At 42.6% G+C, this 17,666-nt stretch carries 20 protein-coding genes; 2 read left to right on the top strand and 18 right to left on the bottom strand.

Features of this window, described 5'->3' with window-relative positions:
* Nucleotides 1–114: 114 nt before the first annotated feature.
* From mraY to HMPREF0556_RS10030, 11 genes are all read right to left on the bottom strand, one after another.
* The gene (mraY, locus tag HMPREF0556_RS10080; protein WP_003758236.1) at nt 115–1,092 is read right to left on the bottom strand and encodes a phospho-N-acetylmuramoyl-pentapeptide-transferase; all 978 of its coding nucleotides are present in this window, start codon (nt 1,090–1,092) and stop codon (nt 115–117) included.
* Nucleotides 1,093–1,145: 53 nt separating this feature from the next.
* On the bottom strand, nt 1,146–2,621 hold the full coding sequence (locus HMPREF0556_RS10075; RefSeq protein ID WP_040486743.1) for a UDP-N-acetylmuramoyl-L-alanyl-D-glutamate--2,6-diaminopimelate ligase: 1,476 nt from the start codon (nt 2,619–2,621) through the stop codon (nt 1,146–1,148).
* Between the two features lie 180 nt (nt 2,622–2,801).
* A complete protein-coding gene (locus tag HMPREF0556_RS10070; protein ID WP_003758233.1) occupies nt 2,802–5,060 on the bottom strand; it encodes a penicillin-binding protein in 2,259 nt (752 codons plus the stop codon).
* Complete coding sequence (gene ftsL, locus HMPREF0556_RS10065; protein WP_003758231.1) at nt 5,057–5,425, bottom strand: cell division protein FtsL; 369 nt, start codon at nt 5,423–5,425, stop codon at nt 5,057–5,059. The genes HMPREF0556_RS10070 and ftsL overlap by 4 nt, the downstream gene beginning before the upstream one ends.
* A gap of 22 nt (nt 5,426–5,447) precedes the next feature.
* Nucleotides 5,448–6,380: a 16S rRNA (cytosine(1402)-N(4))-methyltransferase RsmH gene (gene rsmH / locus HMPREF0556_RS10060; RefSeq protein ID WP_036104611.1), complete on the bottom strand. Its 933-nt coding sequence runs from the start codon at nt 6,378–6,380 to the stop codon at nt 5,448–5,450.
* Nucleotides 6,381–6,394: 14 nt separating this feature from the next.
* Nucleotides 6,395–6,826, bottom strand: a complete 432-nt coding sequence (gene mraZ / locus HMPREF0556_RS10055; RefSeq protein ID WP_003758227.1) for a division/cell wall cluster transcriptional repressor MraZ — start codon at nt 6,824–6,826, stop codon at nt 6,395–6,397.
* A gap of 468 nt (nt 6,827–7,294) precedes the next feature.
* Nucleotides 7,295–7,642: a DoxX family protein gene (locus HMPREF0556_RS10050; RefSeq protein WP_003758225.1), complete on the bottom strand. Its 348-nt coding sequence runs from the start codon at nt 7,640–7,642 to the stop codon at nt 7,295–7,297.
* 178 nt (nt 7,643–7,820) lie between these two features.
* Nucleotides 7,821–8,207 carry a DUF3397 domain-containing protein gene (locus tag HMPREF0556_RS10045; RefSeq protein ID WP_003758223.1) on the bottom strand — a complete coding sequence of 129 codons (387 nt, stop codon included), beginning with the start codon at nt 8,205–8,207 and terminating at the stop codon, nt 7,821–7,823.
* Between the two features lies 1 nt (nt 8,208).
* Nucleotides 8,209–9,111 carry a 2-dehydropantoate 2-reductase gene (locus HMPREF0556_RS10040; RefSeq protein WP_003758222.1) on the bottom strand — a complete coding sequence of 301 codons (903 nt, stop codon included), beginning with the start codon at nt 9,109–9,111 and terminating at the stop codon, nt 8,209–8,211.
* A 140-nt stretch (nt 9,112–9,251) separates the two neighbouring features.
* Nucleotides 9,252–9,425, bottom strand: coding sequence for a 50S ribosomal protein L32 (gene rpmF / locus HMPREF0556_RS10035; RefSeq protein WP_003758220.1), 174 nt, complete (start codon nt 9,423–9,425; stop codon nt 9,252–9,254).
* Nucleotides 9,426–9,517: 92 nt separating this feature from the next.
* Nucleotides 9,518–10,048, bottom strand: a complete 531-nt coding sequence (locus tag HMPREF0556_RS10030; RefSeq protein ID WP_040486741.1) for a YceD family protein — start codon at nt 10,046–10,048, stop codon at nt 9,518–9,520.
* A gap of 151 nt (nt 10,049–10,199) precedes the next feature.
* On the opposite strand from HMPREF0556_RS10030, the gene HMPREF0556_RS10025 reads away from it, so the two are divergent.
* On the top strand, nt 10,200–11,372 hold the full coding sequence (locus HMPREF0556_RS10025) for a nucleotidyltransferase (protein WP_003758217.1): 1,173 nt from the start codon (nt 10,200–10,202) through the stop codon (nt 11,370–11,372).
* Here the strand turns inward: HMPREF0556_RS10025 and HMPREF0556_RS10020 are convergent.
* The 7 genes from HMPREF0556_RS10020 to cyoE all read right to left on the bottom strand — a co-directional run bounded on the left by HMPREF0556_RS10020 (nt 11,365) and on the right by cyoE (nt 16,489).
* Nucleotides 11,365–12,411, bottom strand: coding sequence for a SepM family pheromone-processing serine protease (locus HMPREF0556_RS10020; RefSeq protein ID WP_003758215.1), 1,047 nt, complete (start codon nt 12,409–12,411; stop codon nt 11,365–11,367). The genes HMPREF0556_RS10025 and HMPREF0556_RS10020 overlap by 8 nt on opposite strands.
* 20 nt (nt 12,412–12,431) lie before the next feature.
* The gene (coaD, locus tag HMPREF0556_RS10015) at nt 12,432–12,914 is read right to left on the bottom strand and encodes a pantetheine-phosphate adenylyltransferase (protein ID WP_003758213.1); all 483 of its coding nucleotides are present in this window, start codon (nt 12,912–12,914) and stop codon (nt 12,432–12,434) included.
* Nucleotides 12,907–13,476 carry a 16S rRNA (guanine(966)-N(2))-methyltransferase RsmD gene (gene rsmD, locus HMPREF0556_RS10010; RefSeq protein WP_003758212.1) on the bottom strand — a complete coding sequence of 190 codons (570 nt, stop codon included), beginning with the start codon at nt 13,474–13,476 and terminating at the stop codon, nt 12,907–12,909. Before rsmD ends, coaD begins: the two co-directional genes overlap by 8 nt.
* Before the next feature lie 64 nt (nt 13,477–13,540).
* Nucleotides 13,541–13,822, bottom strand: a complete 282-nt coding sequence (locus tag HMPREF0556_RS10005; protein ID WP_036104632.1) for a DUF2129 domain-containing protein — start codon at nt 13,820–13,822, stop codon at nt 13,541–13,543.
* A gap of 30 nt (nt 13,823–13,852) precedes the next feature.
* Entirely contained in the window at nt 13,853–14,302 is a 450-nt protein-coding gene (locus HMPREF0556_RS10000) for a YlbF/YmcA family competence regulator (protein WP_036104633.1), read from the bottom strand.
* 74 nt (nt 14,303–14,376) lie between these two features.
* Nucleotides 14,377–15,435 (bottom strand): CAP domain-containing protein, encoded by a 1,059-nt coding sequence (locus tag HMPREF0556_RS09995; RefSeq protein WP_003758207.1) that lies wholly within the window; start codon nt 15,433–15,435, stop codon nt 14,377–14,379.
* A 145-nt stretch (nt 15,436–15,580) separates the two neighbouring features.
* Nucleotides 15,581–16,489, bottom strand: coding sequence for a heme o synthase (cyoE, locus tag HMPREF0556_RS09990; RefSeq protein WP_003758205.1), 909 nt, complete (start codon nt 16,487–16,489; stop codon nt 15,581–15,583).
* Nucleotides 16,490–16,718: 229 nt separating this feature from the next.
* On the opposite strand from cyoE, the gene HMPREF0556_RS09985 reads away from it, so the two are divergent.
* Complete coding sequence (locus HMPREF0556_RS09985) at nt 16,719–17,636, top strand: COX15/CtaA family protein (RefSeq protein ID WP_003758203.1); 918 nt, start codon at nt 16,719–16,721, stop codon at nt 17,634–17,636.
* Nucleotides 17,637–17,666 lie beyond the last annotated feature (30 nt).

Here is a 17,666-nt window from a genome sequence, read left to right as displayed (position 1 = left end):
CACCCTTTCTCTTTTCCAGAGAAGAATTATATTAAATATGACAGAAAAGCGTCACTTTTTCAGCATTTTCTTGTTCAGAAACGGCTAAGAAGAGACGCTTTATTGATTAAAACATTATCCATACCAAACCATGCATAGTGCTATAACCGCAGAAGCAAGTCCTACCACCCAAAAAGTAAGAACGACGCGCCACTCTTTCCAGCCACCAAGTTCGAAATGGTGATGGATCGGGGTCATGCGGAATATTCGTTTGCCTCCAGTGAGTTTAAAGTAAGCTACTTGTAAAATAACGGAAGCAGTTTCAATAACAAAGACGATACCGATCAAGAGCAATAGCCACTCTTGTTTTAAAAGGATCGAAACAGCAGCAATCGCGCCACCGAGCGCAAGCGAACCAGTATCTCCCATAAAGATTTTTGCCGGATTTTTGTTGAAGATCAAGAAACCGATCATTCCCCCGACAATCGCGAAACAAAACAGCGCGACATCATTTTGCTGCTGATGGACTGCAATGATACCAAAAGCAAGAAAGGCGATACTGCTAAGTCCTGATACTAAACCGTCTAGTCCGTCTGTCAAATTCACAGCGTTGGAAAAACCAACTAGCCAGAATAAAATGAAAATCACAAAGAACCAAGAAAGTGATACTTCGATGTCAGTAAACGGAACGCGTAATGTTTCCGCAAAATGATTAACGTGATAGATCACGAAAAAGAGAAGTGAAATAACAACTTGTCCAATAAATTTTTGCTTGGATGTAAGTCCAAGATTTCTTTTCTGTACCACTTTGATATAGTCATCCATAAATCCTAAGATCCCGAACAATACCAGCGTGATCAAAAGAAGCCAGCTTCCTGCCGTCATCTCTTTGTTTACGATTGCCATAAATAAGAAGCTGACGCAGATCGCGATCAAATAAATGATTGCTCCCATCGTTGGTGTTCCGGATTTCTTTTCATGTAGTTTTGGGCCTTCATCCCGAATGCTTTGACCAAATTTCAAGCGTACTAAATAAGGTATGAAAAGTGGTACTCCGATAACGGTAATAATAAAGGCGATAACAAGTGCTGACAATAACATATAAATGGACAATCTTTTTCTCCCCAATCTTTTTTTAAAGCTTAAATGGATTCATTACGTATATTTTATGCGAGTCTTTCCTTTTTTTCAATAGCTTCCCTTGCAACGGCGCGGTCATCAAAATCCAAGACTTGATCGCCGATGATTTGATAGGTTTCATGGCCTTTTCCAGCAATCAAGATAACATCGCCTGCCTGTGCTTCATTTACGGCATAGGTAATTGCTTCTTTGCGGTCCGTTCGTACCTGATAAACTGCATTTGCGGGAAGTCCTGCAAGCATATCTTGGATGATCGCCTCAGGGTCTTCGCTGCGCGGATTATCAGATGTGAAGACAGGATCGGTCGCATAATCGATCGCGATTTTTGCCATTTGCGGTCGTTTTCCTTTGTCACGGTCACCGCCACATCCGACAATTGCGAATACACGACTTCGTTTGAATTCTTCAATCGTTTCTAATACATTTAATAGTCCGTCTGGTGTATGGGCGTAATCAACGATGACAGTAAAATCTTGACCAGCATCGACGATTTCAAAACGGCCGGCGACACCTTGGACCTTTTCCAAAGAAGTGATTGCCTGATGTATCGGGATCTCAAGAGCATAACTGGTGGCAAGTGCAGCCAAACAGTTATAGATACTAAATTTGCCGATCATTTTGATCCGGACGTCAAAATCGCCATCCGGGGTATGCAGCTTGAAGGTCGTACCGCTGCTTGTTACCATGACATCAGTCGCGCCAAAATCGGCAGCTTTATCTATACCATATGTAATCACCGGAGCAGCTGTAGCTGTTTTCATCCGCTGACTTACTGGATCGTCTTGATTAATAATAGCATACTTCGGTTTTTCACTATCGTAGCTATTGCCAAGTTGGGCAAACAGCAAGCTTTTTGCGTAGGCATATTCTTCCATTGTCTTGTGATAGTCTAAGTGATCTTGTGATAAGTTCGTAAAGACCGCGATATCGAAATCCGTTCCGTAAGTCCGTCCTTGCACGAGTGCGTGAGAAGAAACTTCCATCGCAACTGTTTGCACATCCGCTGCCAGCATTTCATGATAGGTCCGCTGCAGTGTCAGGCTATCTGGTGTGGTATTTTTCGTTTCTAAGATCTCACGGCCGATTTTGCGATACATGGTTCCGATCAGCCCAGTTTCCGAGCCCGCATCGCGAACGATTTGTTCAACCAAATGCGTTACTGTCGTTTTACCATTTGTGCCGGTCACACCGATCATTTTCATTTTTTGCGATGGCGATCCATAAAAGCGGTCCGCCAAAATCGCCATTGCCCGTTTGCTGTCTTTCACATAAACAACCGGGATCGAAACATCGATTTCTTTTTCAGCTAAAATCGCTGTTGCACCATTCGCTTCAGCTTGTTTAGCAAATTGGTGCCCATCTACGATCTCGCCGTCGATACATATAAAAAGTGTTCCTGAAACTACTTTTCTGCTATCTTGTTCGATATTTGTGATCTCACCGGATAGATCTTGACTTGTTCGGTAGGCAGGAATGCTTGTTAAAAGCGTCTGTAATTTCAAAACTTCCATCTCCTTTATATACTTTCCAAGGAATAATCCTTATCTATCTTAGCAAAAACGACGCGCTAATGCTAGTCACCAATAGTCCTAAACAAGAAAAAGCAAAATGTGTCTATTATTGCCTGTTTTCAGGATAGACAAACATTTTGCTTTTATCTTCTACTCTTTCATTCCCGAAAATTATCCATTTAAAAGACTGCCAATGCCTTCGTTTTCTTGGACATCCGTTTCTTTTTTTGTTTCCGATTGACTTTTATGGTCATTATTCTTGTTAAAGGCATCCAACTTATCTGGTGAGACCATCTTCAGACGAATTTTCGACTTACTGTTGATAGTCGTTCCTTTCGTCACGTTTTGGCTTTTCACATAGCCGTCGCCTTGGAATTCAAATGGGATACCTGTGATTTCGGATACTTTGAGTGCATCGTCTTTCGACCAGTTCCGCATGTCAGGCATCGTCATTGCGCCTTCTGTCAGCATGACGACCCGTTGGCCTTTCAATAGAGTGGTTCCTGGTTTTGGTAGTTGTTGGACGATTTTTTTGCCGCTGCCGATAATGACAGGTGCAAGATCCTTTTTCTCCAACAGCTCTTTTGCTTCGGTCACTGATTTATCGGTAACCACTGGCGCTTTGATCACTTCTGACTTTTTGACCGTCGAAGGTTTGATATTCATATATTGCAGGCTGGTTTTCATGACTGGATTGAAAATATCGGCAACTGCTTGACCACCTGTTGATCCGGCAGGGCCGTTTTCAAGTTGTGGTTGCTGCATGGTCACATACATGATCAGTTTAGGATCATCTGCAGGTGCCATTCCCATAAAGGAAAAGAGGTAGTTATCCATGCCGTACATATATTTACCAGTTTTCGGATCAGCGATTTGCGCTGTCCCTGTTTTCCCTGCCACATCGTAACCGGGGATAGCGTATAATTTCCCAGTACCGTTTTCGCCATCGATAACATAACGCAGTTCTTCGCGTGTCCGTTTTGCTGTTGCGGCACTGATCGGCTGCCCGGTGATCTTGACTTTGGTTTTTTTCGTTTTCCCTGTATTCGGATCGGTGATTTTAGCAATCACATGCGGCTGTTTCATTTTGCCATCGCTCGCTACTGCTGTTGCAGCTTGGAGCATTTGCATCATCGAATAACTTGAACCTTGTCCGAAAACATTAGTTACTTTTTCAACAGGATAATTATAGACGATCTTCCCACTGCTTTCGTTTGGAAGATCAACGCCCGTTTTTTCACCAAATTTGAATTTCTTCAAATAAGATAAAAAGCGGTCGGTGCCTAATTTATCTAATAGTCTTGCGAAAGCAACGTTACTCGAACGTTCGAGTCCTTCCCGAAACGGGATCGAGCCCCAACCGACGCGATTATGATCGTGGATTTGAATATCGCCGACTTTATAGATACCGGATTTATAATACTCGTTAGGATTGTAAACTCCGGCATCGATTGCTGACGCTAACGAAAAGACTTTCATAACCGAACCTGGTTCATACGCATATTCGACAGGAAGGTCTTGCCATACACCACTGTTTTTTGATTCTAATCCAGCTTTTGTGCTTGGATTGAATGTCGGACGCTGGCTCATCGCTAGGATCTCTCCTGTTTTCGGATTAGCGACCACTGCCATCATGTTTTTGGGATGATATTTTTCATTGACCGAATTCATCGTGTCTTCGAGGAAAGTCTGGATTTTCTTATCAGTCGTCAACGTAATATTTTTCCCATCTACAGCAGGTTTCACATTCGTCTTGGAATTTGGCAGGATATAGCCCATGCGGTCAGTGCTGTAATTCAATTTGCCGTCCTTGCCTTCTAATTCATCATTCAATTGTTTTTCCAGTCCCATTTTCCCAACTAGCTGGTTCGTTTTTTCATCTCGTTGGGCAAAGCCGATCACTTCGGCTGCTAAGACGCCATTTGGATAAAAACGTTCCGCTTGTCTAGTGAAAATAAGGCCTGGCAATTTCGCTTTTTCAATTTTTTCTTTTGTCGCAACCGAGATGTTTTTCCCAGCTGCCCCAAATTCAACTTGGTATTTGTCTTTTTTCTGCAACTCTTTTAAAACAGCGTCTTCTTTGATTGGCAGATATTTCGCCAATACTTCGGCTGTTTTTTCTTTATCCACGACATGGAGCGGTGTTTTTTGGTCCTTGGAAGCGTCTTTGCTGAGAACTGCTGCTAGTGTAAAGGTTGACGTATCTTCGGCAAGCACTTCGCCTTTGGAGTCCAAGATCGAACCACGCTTCGCATCGATCGTTGTTGATTTCAAATGCTGTTTCGCTGCTTTTGCGGCTAACGGTACACCGTTGGAATAACCGCTGATTTGCAAGTATAGGAATTTGGCTGCTAACGCTAGGAATAGAACGGTAAATAAGGCAACAAGCAATAACGCCCCTCTTCTTCGATTCCCTATTCGCCGTTTCACTGGCCGCCAACTACTTTCACGTTTTCACCGTTTAGTTTTAGTCCCTTTTTCTTTGCTAATTTATACACACGTTCATAACGGCTAAGTGATTTTACTTCCGTAGAAAGGTCACCTGTCTGTTTTTCTTTCGCACTTACTTTTGTTTCTTGGTTTTGCGTCTTTTCATTAATGGAATAGATCTGTGCTTGCACACTGATAATGCGGAAGGCCATGATGAGTACAATGGCTACAGCGATCGAGATCAGTAATTTTTCTCCGAGGGTTACTTTTCCGCGTCTTAATGGTTGTTTGGACGGTTCTGGTACCGGAGCTTGCTTTCTATGTATATTAGGTGCTGCATCGGTTTTATAGGCCACATTGCTCATTAATTTCAACTCCTACATTGGTTTATTTCTTAGCGATCACTCGTAGTTTTGCCGATCGGGCACGATTATTCGTTGCCATTTCTGCTTCACTCGGCAAAATCGGTTTTCTGGTTACTAGTTCAAAATCCGGTTGATATTCATCAGGGATAACTGGCAAGCCTCGTGGTGTTTCTTGGGCCGTGGTTTTTTGTTTGAATAGTTGTTTGGTGATCCGGTCTTCCAAGGAATGGAAAGTGATCACGCTGATCCTACCGTTTGTTTTTAGTAGTAGCAATGCCTTTTCCAGTGACTCGCTCACGGCGTCAAGCTCATCGTTGACTGCGATGCGAATTGCTTGGAAAACGCGTTTTCCGGGATGTCCGCCCTTTCGTCTTGCCGGGGCTGGAATCGCGGTTTTAATGATGTCGACTAGCTCTCCAGTTGTTTCGATCGTTTTTTCGCTGCGACGACGTTCGATTTCTCTGGCGATCTGTTTGGAAAATTTTTCTTCTCCATATTGGAAAAAGATACGAACAAGATCTTCATAACGCCATTCGTTCACCACTTCTTTGGCTGTGAGTGATTGCTCCTGATCCATTCGCATGTCCAGTTCTGCGTCTTGATGATAGCTGAAACCTCTTTCACGGACATCGAGTTGCGGTGAAGAAACGCCAAGATCATATAAGATCCCGTCCACTTCCGTCACACCATGTTCTGCTAACGCTTCTTTCATAAATCGGAAATTGCTTTTTACGAAAGTAACACTCCCTGTATAAGGCGCAAGCCGCTCTTTTGCATGATCAATAGCGGTTTGGTCTTGGTCAAAAGCATATAAATGCCCTTTTTTATTTAATTTACTTAGTAGGTATTCCGAATGTCCTGCCCCGCCAAGTGTTGCATCTACATAAATGCCGTCGGGTTTGATATCCAGCATGTCTACTGTTTCATGTAGCAAAACGGTATCGTGTTTAAACAATTTGCTCACTCTCCTTAGATATCGAAGCCAATCATATTCTCAGCGATATCGGCAAAGGATTCCTCTGCTTCGCTGAAAGTAGTTTCCCACTCTGGTTTGCTCCATATTTCAATACGATTAGAAACTCCAATGATCACTGTTTCCTTTTCCAAGTCCGCGTATTGAAGCAAGTTAGAAGGAATATTGATCCGTCCTTGTTTATCCAATTCGCATTCTGATGCACCTGAAAAGAAGAAACGTGTAAAAGAACGAGCGTCCTTTTTAGTAAGTGGTAGATTTTGTAATTTATTTTCTAATTTGTCCCATTCTGCTTGTGGATAGGCGAATAAACACTTATCCAGTCCGCGGGTAATCACAAAGCTCTCGCCTAATGACTCACGAAATTTAGCCGGCACGATCAGCCGTCCCTTTATATCAATGTTGTGTTGATATTCTCCCATGAACATTAGACTTCACCCACTTTCTTATGTACCACTTTACCACATCTCCCCACTTCGCACCACATTTTTTCTAAATTTTTTCGATATTTTTGCCTAATCTTTTCCCGCTACATCTATAAACCTTTATTTAAAGCCATTCTTCAATTAGATGGATTGTGAAAAATTTGTGGGGAGCGGTGGGGGGATCTCCCACTTCTCCCCCACTTTTTATAAAGACATAACAAAAAGCCAACTTTTCTGAAGAAAAGTTGGCTCAGACTGAAGAAAAACACCATTTCAATCATTTCCTAGCTATTCCCAGCTTGGCGAAAAATGATTGGATTCTAGGCAAAGTCGAGTACCGAAGCGGAGCGTACTTGTGTACGTGAGCATCGGAACGCAGGCTTTAACGACGAAGATGAGCGTTTTTCGCCAAGCTGAGCCAACTTTTATGAAGAAAAGTTGGCTCCCTAATGTGTTATTTTTTGAATGGTATTATGCTTTCCATTGTAATACTTTGCTGAAACTTGATGTTGCTAATAAGTACAATAAATTGACGATGTAAACAAATTCCAATTCCATACTCGCTAGCCCTGACTGCCTTTTCACAGTGAAAATGGCACCGGCTAAGACGATAATAAGTAAAATGCTCACGTATGGAACCAACAGACCTAAGGCAAGGGCCAATCCGCCAATGATCTCGATCGCCACCACTAAGACGAGAATTGCTTGATTCAGTCCTAATTGATTAAAAAATGCGCCTGTCTGATCAAAATCGATAAGTTTGATGACTCCGTGATAAACAAATAATAGTCCGATAATCGCACGTAAGATAATCTTCATAACATCCTCCTTTCTCAATATACGCCATATTGTATAACAGCTGCATATAAGGAACAAGCTACTTTTCCTAACAATATCGTTAAGTTATGTATTAGTTCTGCGACAGTTATGTTAAATCTGACAATTTCAGTAAGGTTTAATGCAAAAAAAAGACAGTTCCCTCATGATCTGTCTTTTTTTATACCATATATAAATAAATGCTCCAGCCGATTCCAAACAAGCACAAAAGCAGATAAAGGATCGTCAGCACTAAAAACAGTACGCGCCAATATAGCCGGAAAAGCTTTCCGTAATGGATCTCGCCTTCTTTTTTCGCATAAAAGAAAGTGAGGAGTACTCCCAGCAAAAGCAGTACCAATAGAAAATTCAGTCCATATGTACGGTGGAAAAGCTGCCCGCTGAATGCCGGGATCGCCGCCAGTAAAAATAATGTAGCAGCGTCACAGGCATATTTGACCGCCCGTTGACCTCTCCGATAGCGGAATCTTAAAATAAAAACCGTTAGAAAGAAAACAAGTAGTGGGGAAACAACAAGCCAATATGAGATCGATTTAAGCCATTCCAATTTAAGACTTCCTTTCCAAGTGGATTATTTTTTCATAGATCAATTCAAGTAGCGGTGTACCAATTCCTTTTTCAGTCGCCATTTCTAAAATCGGTTTAAGAATGCTGCCTGCTTCCGTCGGCCGCTGGTTGGCAATATCCGTCGCCATGGATGAAAAATTCTCTGCTGTTCCCCGGCAGATCGCCACCACTTGTTCCCACTGATCGGTAAGTCCAAGCACGCCTTCTACTTCCGTCACAAGCACTTTTAAGATCCGCCGGTAGCCTTCTACTTCGATCAATTGGCCATTATTTACTTGCCAGATCGCAGTGAGTGGATTGATGCAACTGTTTGCGATCAATTTTCGGAATAGCATGGGTAGATAGTCGGCATGCTTCTGAAAGATAAACTCTGTCTGCGCCTCAAAAAAAGCATCCAACATCACCGTATCTTCTCTTATTTGGCGATAATAGCTGTAATTCGTTTTACCCATTCCACGCCAATCTAGCTGATTAAGCTGCTCGCGTACAGCACCATGTTCACTTGTCGCTACGATCACAGTCCGGGCGGGCAAATCATTTAAGTAAGCCAAATGTCCGATACCATTGGAAAGAAAACAAAGGACAATGTGTGCTGGCAATTGTCTAAGTAGCGGCATAAATGCTGGGAGTTGATAGGATTTAAGCGCTACAAAAAGAATATCGATCGACTGGGAGCTAGCGAGCTTTCCGCTGACCAAAGCTGCAGGAAACAGCTTTTTCCGCTTCGTTCCGATTGACAGCAACAGGCCATTTTGCGTAATTTTGCGCGCTTGTTCCTCTGTTCTCGTGTAGATCGTGGTCGGATAAGTTTTGCTGAAAGCTCCGCCATACAGCATCCCTAAGGCTCCACCACCTAACACACCGATTTTCATTTTCTGCTCCATGGCACTCTTCCTTTACGTGATTTCCTTTTATTTTACCAAACTCCTAGCGGCTTTGTACATAAATAAAAAACCACAAAAGACCCATGGCGTCTTTTGTGGTTTACAGATCAACAAGTAAGCGTTACTTGTTTTTACGCAATTTAGTTATTTACTACATCTTTACCATCATAATGTCCACATTCAGGACAAACACGGTGAGAAAGTTTGTATTCTCCACAGTTCGGGCATTCAGTCATGCCTGGAACTTCTAATTTATAATGCGTACGACGTTTGCGTTTTTTTGCTTTAGATGTTCTTCTAAAAGGTACTGCCATTTCTATACACCTCCTTGATAAAATGAAGCGGTTAGTGCCACTTCTAAATGAAGCAATTTGTAAATATATTCCAGCTTTGCTCAGGCTTGTGGCTACTCTTTTTCTTCATCGAAAAATTGCGCCAGCCCAGCAAGACGAGGATCCACTTTTGGTGCTGTCTGTTCTTTTGCAGCGAGGTTTTGTTCTTCTGTTTGCAGTTCCCATTCTTTTCCTTTTGGCAATGTTTCGGAATCTGCATCGCTACTAAAGACTTGCATTGGGATTTCTACTAATAAAAGTTCCTCTACTACAGGTGTAAGTTCCACAATATCTTGCTCCATCAAATGCCAAGACTCATCTAAGAGTTGTGCCGTACTTTTCGTAAACGATTCGATGCTGTGGATATCATAAGGTACTTGTACGTCTACTAATGTGCGTGCACAAGGTAACGTCCATTCGCCTTGCAGACGAAGCGTTGCCGTTACACTATCTTGACTGACTTGCAGGTTTCCCGTCACGTGGACAGGTGTTGCTTTTCTTACGTCTGGGTTGTTTGCTTTTAGAAATTCTTCTAAATCAACCTTTTCGTCTATTTCTAGTAAGTTTTCTGGTTGTTTTCGCAATTGAATCATAGACCATTTCATCATTTATCACTCCAAGCGCAACAAAAGATATTATAGCTTTTTCAGGCTCTTTTGTCAATATTTTTTCTTGACATTCCCTTTGTTCCTTCTTTCTACTTTTATGATAAACTAGAAATAAAACTTTTGCGAATAAAAAAGCGGAGGAATCAAAATGAATGTCACTGGTATCATTGTGGAATATAATCCTTTTCATAACGGACACGCCCTACACTTAAAGGCGGCGCGGGAAGCAACCGATGCAGATGTCGTGATCGCTGTAATGAGTGGCTCGTTTGTGCAACGCGGCGAACCGGCGATCGTTCCAAAATGGGAACGCGCCCAAATGGCGATCGATGCGGGTGTGGATATCGTGATCGAACTGCCGGTCTTGGCAGCTACACAGCAAGCAGCGGTTTTTGCGGAAAAGGCCGTTGAGCTGCTTGCAGCAATGCGAGTCAACCACCTTTTCTTCGGAAGCGAACATGGCGACAGCGAAGCATTTGTTCAATTATCCGAACAGATGCTCAAGCAACATGACGAATTTGCACATACATTGCAACATTTGCTGCAGCGAAAGGAAACATCTTATCCAGTTGCTTTTGCAACGGCTCTCCGATCTGTTTTTTCAAACACGAGCATCGATGTCACTAAGCCGAATAATATCCTTGGCTTTCATTATGCGCTAGCGATCGCTAAGAATCAGTTTGCTATCCAGTTGCATACGATGCCGCGCGCACATGCCGGTTTTCATGATCAAGCAATTACTCACCCCAGTATCGCTAGCGCTACGGCTATTCGTAGACTCTTGCTTGAACAAGGTCTAGAAGCAGCAAGCCATTATCTTCCCGCTACTACCAAAGCAATTTTAGCAGCCTATCACGGTCCTTTTATTTCGTGGGCGGATTATTACCCTTTCTTGCAATATCGCTTACTAACGGCAGAGCCCGCAGAATTAGCCGCAAACAGACTTGTAAGTGAAGGCATTGAAAACCGATTCCAAGCAGCGGCTCAAAAAAGTTCGGATTTCACTGCTTTCCTAAAATCCGTTCAGACAAAACGCTACAGCAATGCCAGAATCCAGCGGACTGCGCTGCATATCTTGCTTCATCACTTAAAAAGCGAGCACTATCAGCCTTATCTACGGATTCTCGGCATGTCTGCGGCTGGACGTAAATATATGACGACATGGAAAAAAGAAATTCCGCTGCCGATCGTTTCTACAGTTTCCAAGGCACCAGCCGAACTGCTGGAACTTGATTTACGGGCCACAGCTGTTTATACGCTACCAGTTGCTCTACAAGACTACCGGCAGGCAGATTTCACGCGGCCGCCTTATCTTACTTAACATTGTGTGTTAAATAGTTGAGCGCATCTTGAAAAGTTTTGACAGGGACGATCTTCATTTTAGAATGGATCGCCTTGGCTGTTTTTTTAGCTTCTGCATAGTTGCTGATCGCTCCCGGCTCTACTGCCAAAACAGCTTTTGTGATTTTATCATCTGGGGCAAAGAAAATACTTGCTCCACTTTTATCGGCTGCGACGATCTTTTGATCAATGCCGCCGATCCTGCCGACATTTCCAGCCGGGTCGATCGTTCCTGTCCCGGCTATTTGTTTGCCCTTAGACAAGTCATTTGGTGAAAAACGGCTGTAAAGTTCTAACGTGAACATCAAGCCAGCGGAAGGTCCGCCGATTTTTTCTGAATCAATGTCAGCTTTTGGCGAGGCTTTCACTGTTTTATCGTCGACTAGCGTGATCCCGATTCCTGGAGTTCCTTTTTTGTCCAATGCTATCAGTTTGATACGAACCGTTTTTGCTGCTTTTCTATCGCGTTTGTAAGTAAGCGAGACGGTAGCTCCGGTTTTCTTTGCTTTGACATATTTAATAAATGCCTCACTCGATTTGAATGCCTTCCCGTCGATCGCAGTAATTAGATCACCGGCCTTGATTTTTTTAGCAGCCGGTGTGTTGGTGCGAACACTGAGAACATAGATGCCTTGATAGTTGACTTGAAGCGGTCTTTTTGCCGCATGATAAGCCGCTTGGATCGCATTGTTTTTGGATTCGTTCATCATATACAGCTGTCTGACATTATACTCTGCATCGGTTTCGTTTTTATAACGAACATCGTCTACTTTTTCCAATTCATAATAGGGCATCATTTTAGCAAGCAGATACGTATAGGGATTCGCTTTCGCCATTGCCACTGTTACCAAGCTGAAAGACCCTTTCTTATGATCTGCTTTTCCAGAAACGGTAACAAGATCATTCAACTTTTCGGTTCCGCCCGGTTTAGAAATATAATAGGGAACGGGGATAAAAAAGCCGATAATCAAGATAACTAAAATAATAATGACCGCTATTTTTGTTTTTTGTTTGCGCATACGCTTAGTCCTCTCTTGCTTTATCTAAATTTCGCCTGAATAGCTTCTTCTACTGCTTTCGGAACGAGTCCGCTGATATCACCTTGGTACTTCGCAACTTCTTTGACGATACTGGAACTGAGGAAAGAATACTTGCTGTTTGTCATGACGAAGAAAGTTTCTACGTCTTCTTCCAATGTCCGGTTCATCGAAGCGATCTGCATTTCGTATTCAAAGTCGCTGACGGCACGAAGTCCGCGTACGATGGCCACTGCTCCCTTAGAGGCAGCATATTGGACAGTGAGGCCTTGCGCGCTCTCTACACGAACCTGCGGGATATGTGCCGTTACTTCCTTAATCAGTGCTAAACGTGTATCTAGATCAAAAAGCGGTTGTTTGGATGAATTAGCGAGTACGGAAACATATAGCACATCAAATACTTTGGCAGCTCGTTCAATAATATCCAAATGTCCATTAGTGATCGGGTCAAAACTCCCCGGAATGATCGCGATTTTTTCAGTCATTAGCGGTTTCCTCCTTATAGGAATAAATAGATAAGATCGTGATTCCGTAAGCTACCTCGCGAATCAAGTCACAGCTGGCAATCTGATCCGGCAGCATTTCTGCTTTTTCATGTTCCGCAACGATGACAGCCCCGTCAGCTAGCAGTGCTTGTTCTTCTAACATCTGGATGATCTTTTCCAAAGCATGCAGTTTATAAGGGGGATCGAGAAAAACTAGATCAAACTGCTTTTCCGACTGATGCAGAAGTTTGAGTGCCCGCTGCCAGTCATTGCGATAAACGGATGCTTGTTTATCCAGACGGACGCTTTTTAAATTCGTTTGGATCGTTTTCACTGCACTGATCGCCTGATCGATAAAGACAGCTTCCCCTGCGCCGCGACTCAATGCTTCAATTCCTAATCCTCCGCTTCCGGCAAATAGATCTAATACTTTCTCTCCATCGAAATAAGGACCGATAATGGAGAATAATGATTCTTTGATTTTATCGGTGGTCGGTCTGGTATCGTTGCCGGGAACGGCTTTCAACGCATGACCCTTTCTGTCGCCAGCGATAACTCTCATGTTTATCTACACCTTTCTATGGTTCATAAAAAGGAACTTAGGAAAAAACCTAAGCTCCCCTTTTTTATATACTGATCTGTACATCTTCCTGCCGTTTTTCTAAACCACTTTCTTTTTTGGATTCGTATTCGGTCTTTAAGAATGGCCGGTACGATTCTTCAATACGCTTCACATAGTGAAATCGTGAAAGTTTCTCCGTGATCTCAGGAATTCTGTCCATATCACAGTAAAGTACGGCATATTTCAGTTTACGTGATACATAATGTACATTCCCAAAGCGTTTCAATGACCGCACTTGCTTCAAGTGGCTCATCCAAATTACGATCGCTTGACGATCATTTTCCATTTCCTTCATCCCCTTTACCTCTCAGGATGATTATGCAGAGCAACCGCAACCGCCGCCTGAACCACAACCGCCCGTACTGCAAGCCGATTTTTGTTCAAAAAACGGATTGCCGGTAGGTACTTTGATGTTGTCAGAAACAGCACTTGCAAGAAGGATACTGATCTCATCGAGCAAAGATTGAAGATCCATTTCTGCTCGGCGGAAAACAGCTACATTTTCATCCATATCTACTTCGCGCTTGAAGGCACGTGCTTTTCGCGTTACTTCTTTATGATCAGGATGATAGCGTCCGAAACGACTAACTTCCTCATATTGTTCTTTTATTTTGGTGAACTGTTTGATTCTTGCTTGTGTTTCTGGATTAGTCTGCAGCGCTTCTTTTGCTGCTTGATAGGCTTCCATTTCTTCAGAGCCGATTATCATCTGCGAAAGTTCATCTGCCGCATCTAATAATGCCAAGTTTTCCATTGTTGCAAGCAAAATTGCCACCTCCATCAGTTAATTAAAAAGATATCCCCTATTATACCACGCTAGGCTGCTGATTGTCTTGCGTTTTATTTGGTCAGGAAATTCTGCGTATAGTACTTTTGAAAGGTGCCATTTCCTACTTCTTTGAAGGATTTATTGAGCAGATTTGCCCGGTGTCCTTCCGAGTTGAGCCAGCCTTCGACGACAGCACCGGCATCGATATAATTGAATGCGAGATTCTCACCGGCTTCTTTATACGGAATATTGGCCCGGGAGAAACGATCGGCAAGACTTCCATATTTAGGTGATTCATGATCAAAGTAATCATTGACTTTCATATCAACGCTGTGATTATAAGCAACGGTTGCCACTCGATCATTATAGAGAAGTGTCCCTACTCCATAACGGTCGCGAATAATGTTTGTGATTTCAAAAATCTGCTGATCTTCGGCAGCATCGATCTTCTTCCGTTTTTCTGGAGAAACGGTTTCAGTAAAGACATCGCCCTGGTATGTCATTTCGTAGGGATGTAGTTTGATCAGCGCTAATTTATTTACATATCTAATGCTTACCAATTTAGATGTCATTCTATCAAAATTAAGTTGTGCGTATACCCCGCTGCCTAAGTTTACCAATGGATGGATATTCAAGTCTTCCTCGGAAAGCTCGAAGCGGTAATAATTATCTTGGTAATAGAAAGCCAGATCTGATTGCAGATTCGCATCGGTAAAGATTTTTTCAGCCGACATTCCGATTTTATAAGGTTCCAAATTCAAGTCGTTACCAAGCGCATAGATGGTCTGTACTTTCTGATCTCGCACGCCTGCCTGCATATAACCTGCATTTTTCGGATTGAAAATATAACTTTGATAGCCGTATTCAGAAGGATCGATCCGCACCGGTTTGCCAAATTCTTTTTCTAGGCTGCTAACGTTTTTGTTAATGTATTTTGCCAAACTGGATTTTGAGACTAATTCTTTCTTCTCGTCTTTTGTTAGCTTTTTGTCTTTGAGGTGTTCATCTAACTTGACAGCTTTATCAGAAGGATTTTCATTGTTTACAGGCTTGCTAAAAAACAAATTCGTATTATAACCGATGAATAAGCAAATGGCTAATAATAGAATAACTTTAAGAATAAATTTCACTTTGACCCTCCCAGCTTGTATTTCTGCTATTCTTGGTTAGATACTATTATTGTAACGCAAATAAGCAGAGATTGGAATTGCGATATCTCCATTTTCCAATCAAAAAAGCATACCAGAAAGATCCGGCATGCTTTTTTTAGCTTTCTTATAAGAAAATCGCGATAACGACCATTGCAACGAACAAGATCGTCATGTAATTCAGTGAGTAGATAAACATCCATGTCGCCCATTTAGTGATGTCTTTCATTTTAAAACCATATAAGCCTAATGCGAGCCAGCCTAGGTTCAAGACGGTTGCTAATACAACGTAAACAGGTCCTAACGCTGTCATAAAGAATGGCAATACAGTTAAAAATACTACCCAGATCAACATGCTGATCCGTGTGCGTTCAAAGCCTTTTACAACAGGAAGCATGGGGATGCCTGCTGCACGGTATTCTTCCACCCGGCGGATCGCAATTGCATAGAAATGCGGCGGCTGCCAGCAGAACATAACTAGAAACAGCATGATCGGTACCCAACTAAAATGTGGCGTCACGGCGTACCAGCCGATCAGTGGTGGTACTGCACCGGAAAAACTGCCGATAATCGTGTTGCTGACTAGGTGACGCTTTGCCCACATCGTATAAACAACAGCATACAAAAAGACTCCAGCAATTCCGATTACACCAGCTTGCCAAGTCGTCATAAACAGCAAGATCGTTCCGACGATCCCTAAAACGCTGGCAATGATCATGGCACGGCTGCCGCTGATCTTACCAGTCATTGTCGGCCGGTCTTTTGTACGCTCCATCGCGCCATCGATATCCCGATCATAGACATTGTTAAATGCGCCAGAAGCAGCGACGATAAGTGCTGATCCAATAATAGTAAAGATGACAATGTTCATATTTTGCATAAAAGAAATACCATTCAATTGAAAAGCTAACCACATTCCTGTGAAAGCTGTAATGGTATTCGAGTTGACGATTCCTATTTTCACTAATTCTGTAAAGTCGCGTACCGTGAAACGGCTGTTTACGGCCGTGCTATACGCTCTTTCTTTTTGACTCACAAGTCTTCCCCCTCAAAAAATGCAGATAGATATTCAGTGATTGCGAACTGATTGCATATCAACTACTATTATGTGAAATCATTCGCTCATTGTCAATCAATTGGCTTGTTTTTTCCATTTTGTTCTCCTTTACTTCTATTTTAAAACAAGCTACAATTAAAATAATGTGTTTGTTACATTATTCATTTGTTCAGCAAGCATCCATCTTTAAAGGAGAGATAACTAACTGATGAGAAAATTCCTAAAGGTATGGTCGGTACTGACGATTTTATGTATGACATTCGTTGTGTTTGGCGGAGCGCTCGTAACAAAAACCGGTTCGGCTGATGGCTGCGGAAATACTTGGCCACTGTGTAATGGTCAATTTGTCCGCTTGACAGACGTCACCCCGCAAAAGATCATTGAGGTCATGCACCGAATGACGACAGGAGTCAGCACTATTTTTGTACTCGTTCTAGCAATCTGTTCTTGGATCTATATCAAAGACCGCCGCGAAGCAAAACCATTTGCCATCGTTGCAGTTCTTTTCTTGATTTTGCAGGCTTTCATGGGAGCTGCAGCCGTGATCTGGGGACAAAATCCTTATATTATGGCGCTCCACTTCGGTATCTCTGTGATCTGTTATGCCGCGATCGTGCTCTTGTGTCTGATGATCTTTGAAGTCGACCGCAAATTTGATGCCCGCAATCTCGTAATGGATACGAAATTACGAATCCATTTTTATTTAGTGACACTGTATACGTATATTACCATTTATACAGGTGCTTTGGTCCGTCATGAAAAAGCCAGTCTTGCCTTGCCAGTTTGGCCTTTCAAAAAAGGCGGGATCGTATTTCCTTCTTCCGTACAGGATTACGTTCAATACCTACATCGCTTTGCCGCACTACTATTGATTATTTGGGTCTTCTATATTGCCTGGATCGTTTTCAGACATTATTCACATTATCGCGTGCTTACATTCAGCATGGGACTTGCAATCACTTTCGTAGTGCTTCAGGCTGCAACTGGTATATTAACCGTTTATACAGGTGTCAATCTTTATATTTCCTTATGCCACAGCTTGATCATTACATTGCTGTTCGCCTTGTTTATTTACTTATGCATGCTTGCAACGCGAAGCAAACGCAATCGCTTGCGGATCCGCTGAACGTAAAAAAGCCCACTCCATCTCAGGAGT

The sequence above is a fragment of the Listeria grayi DSM 20601 genome, assembly GCF_000148995.1.
GTDB lineage: Bacteria > Bacillota > Bacilli > Lactobacillales > Listeriaceae > Listeria > Listeria grayi.
This window is presented reverse-complemented; position numbering and strand designations above follow the sequence as displayed.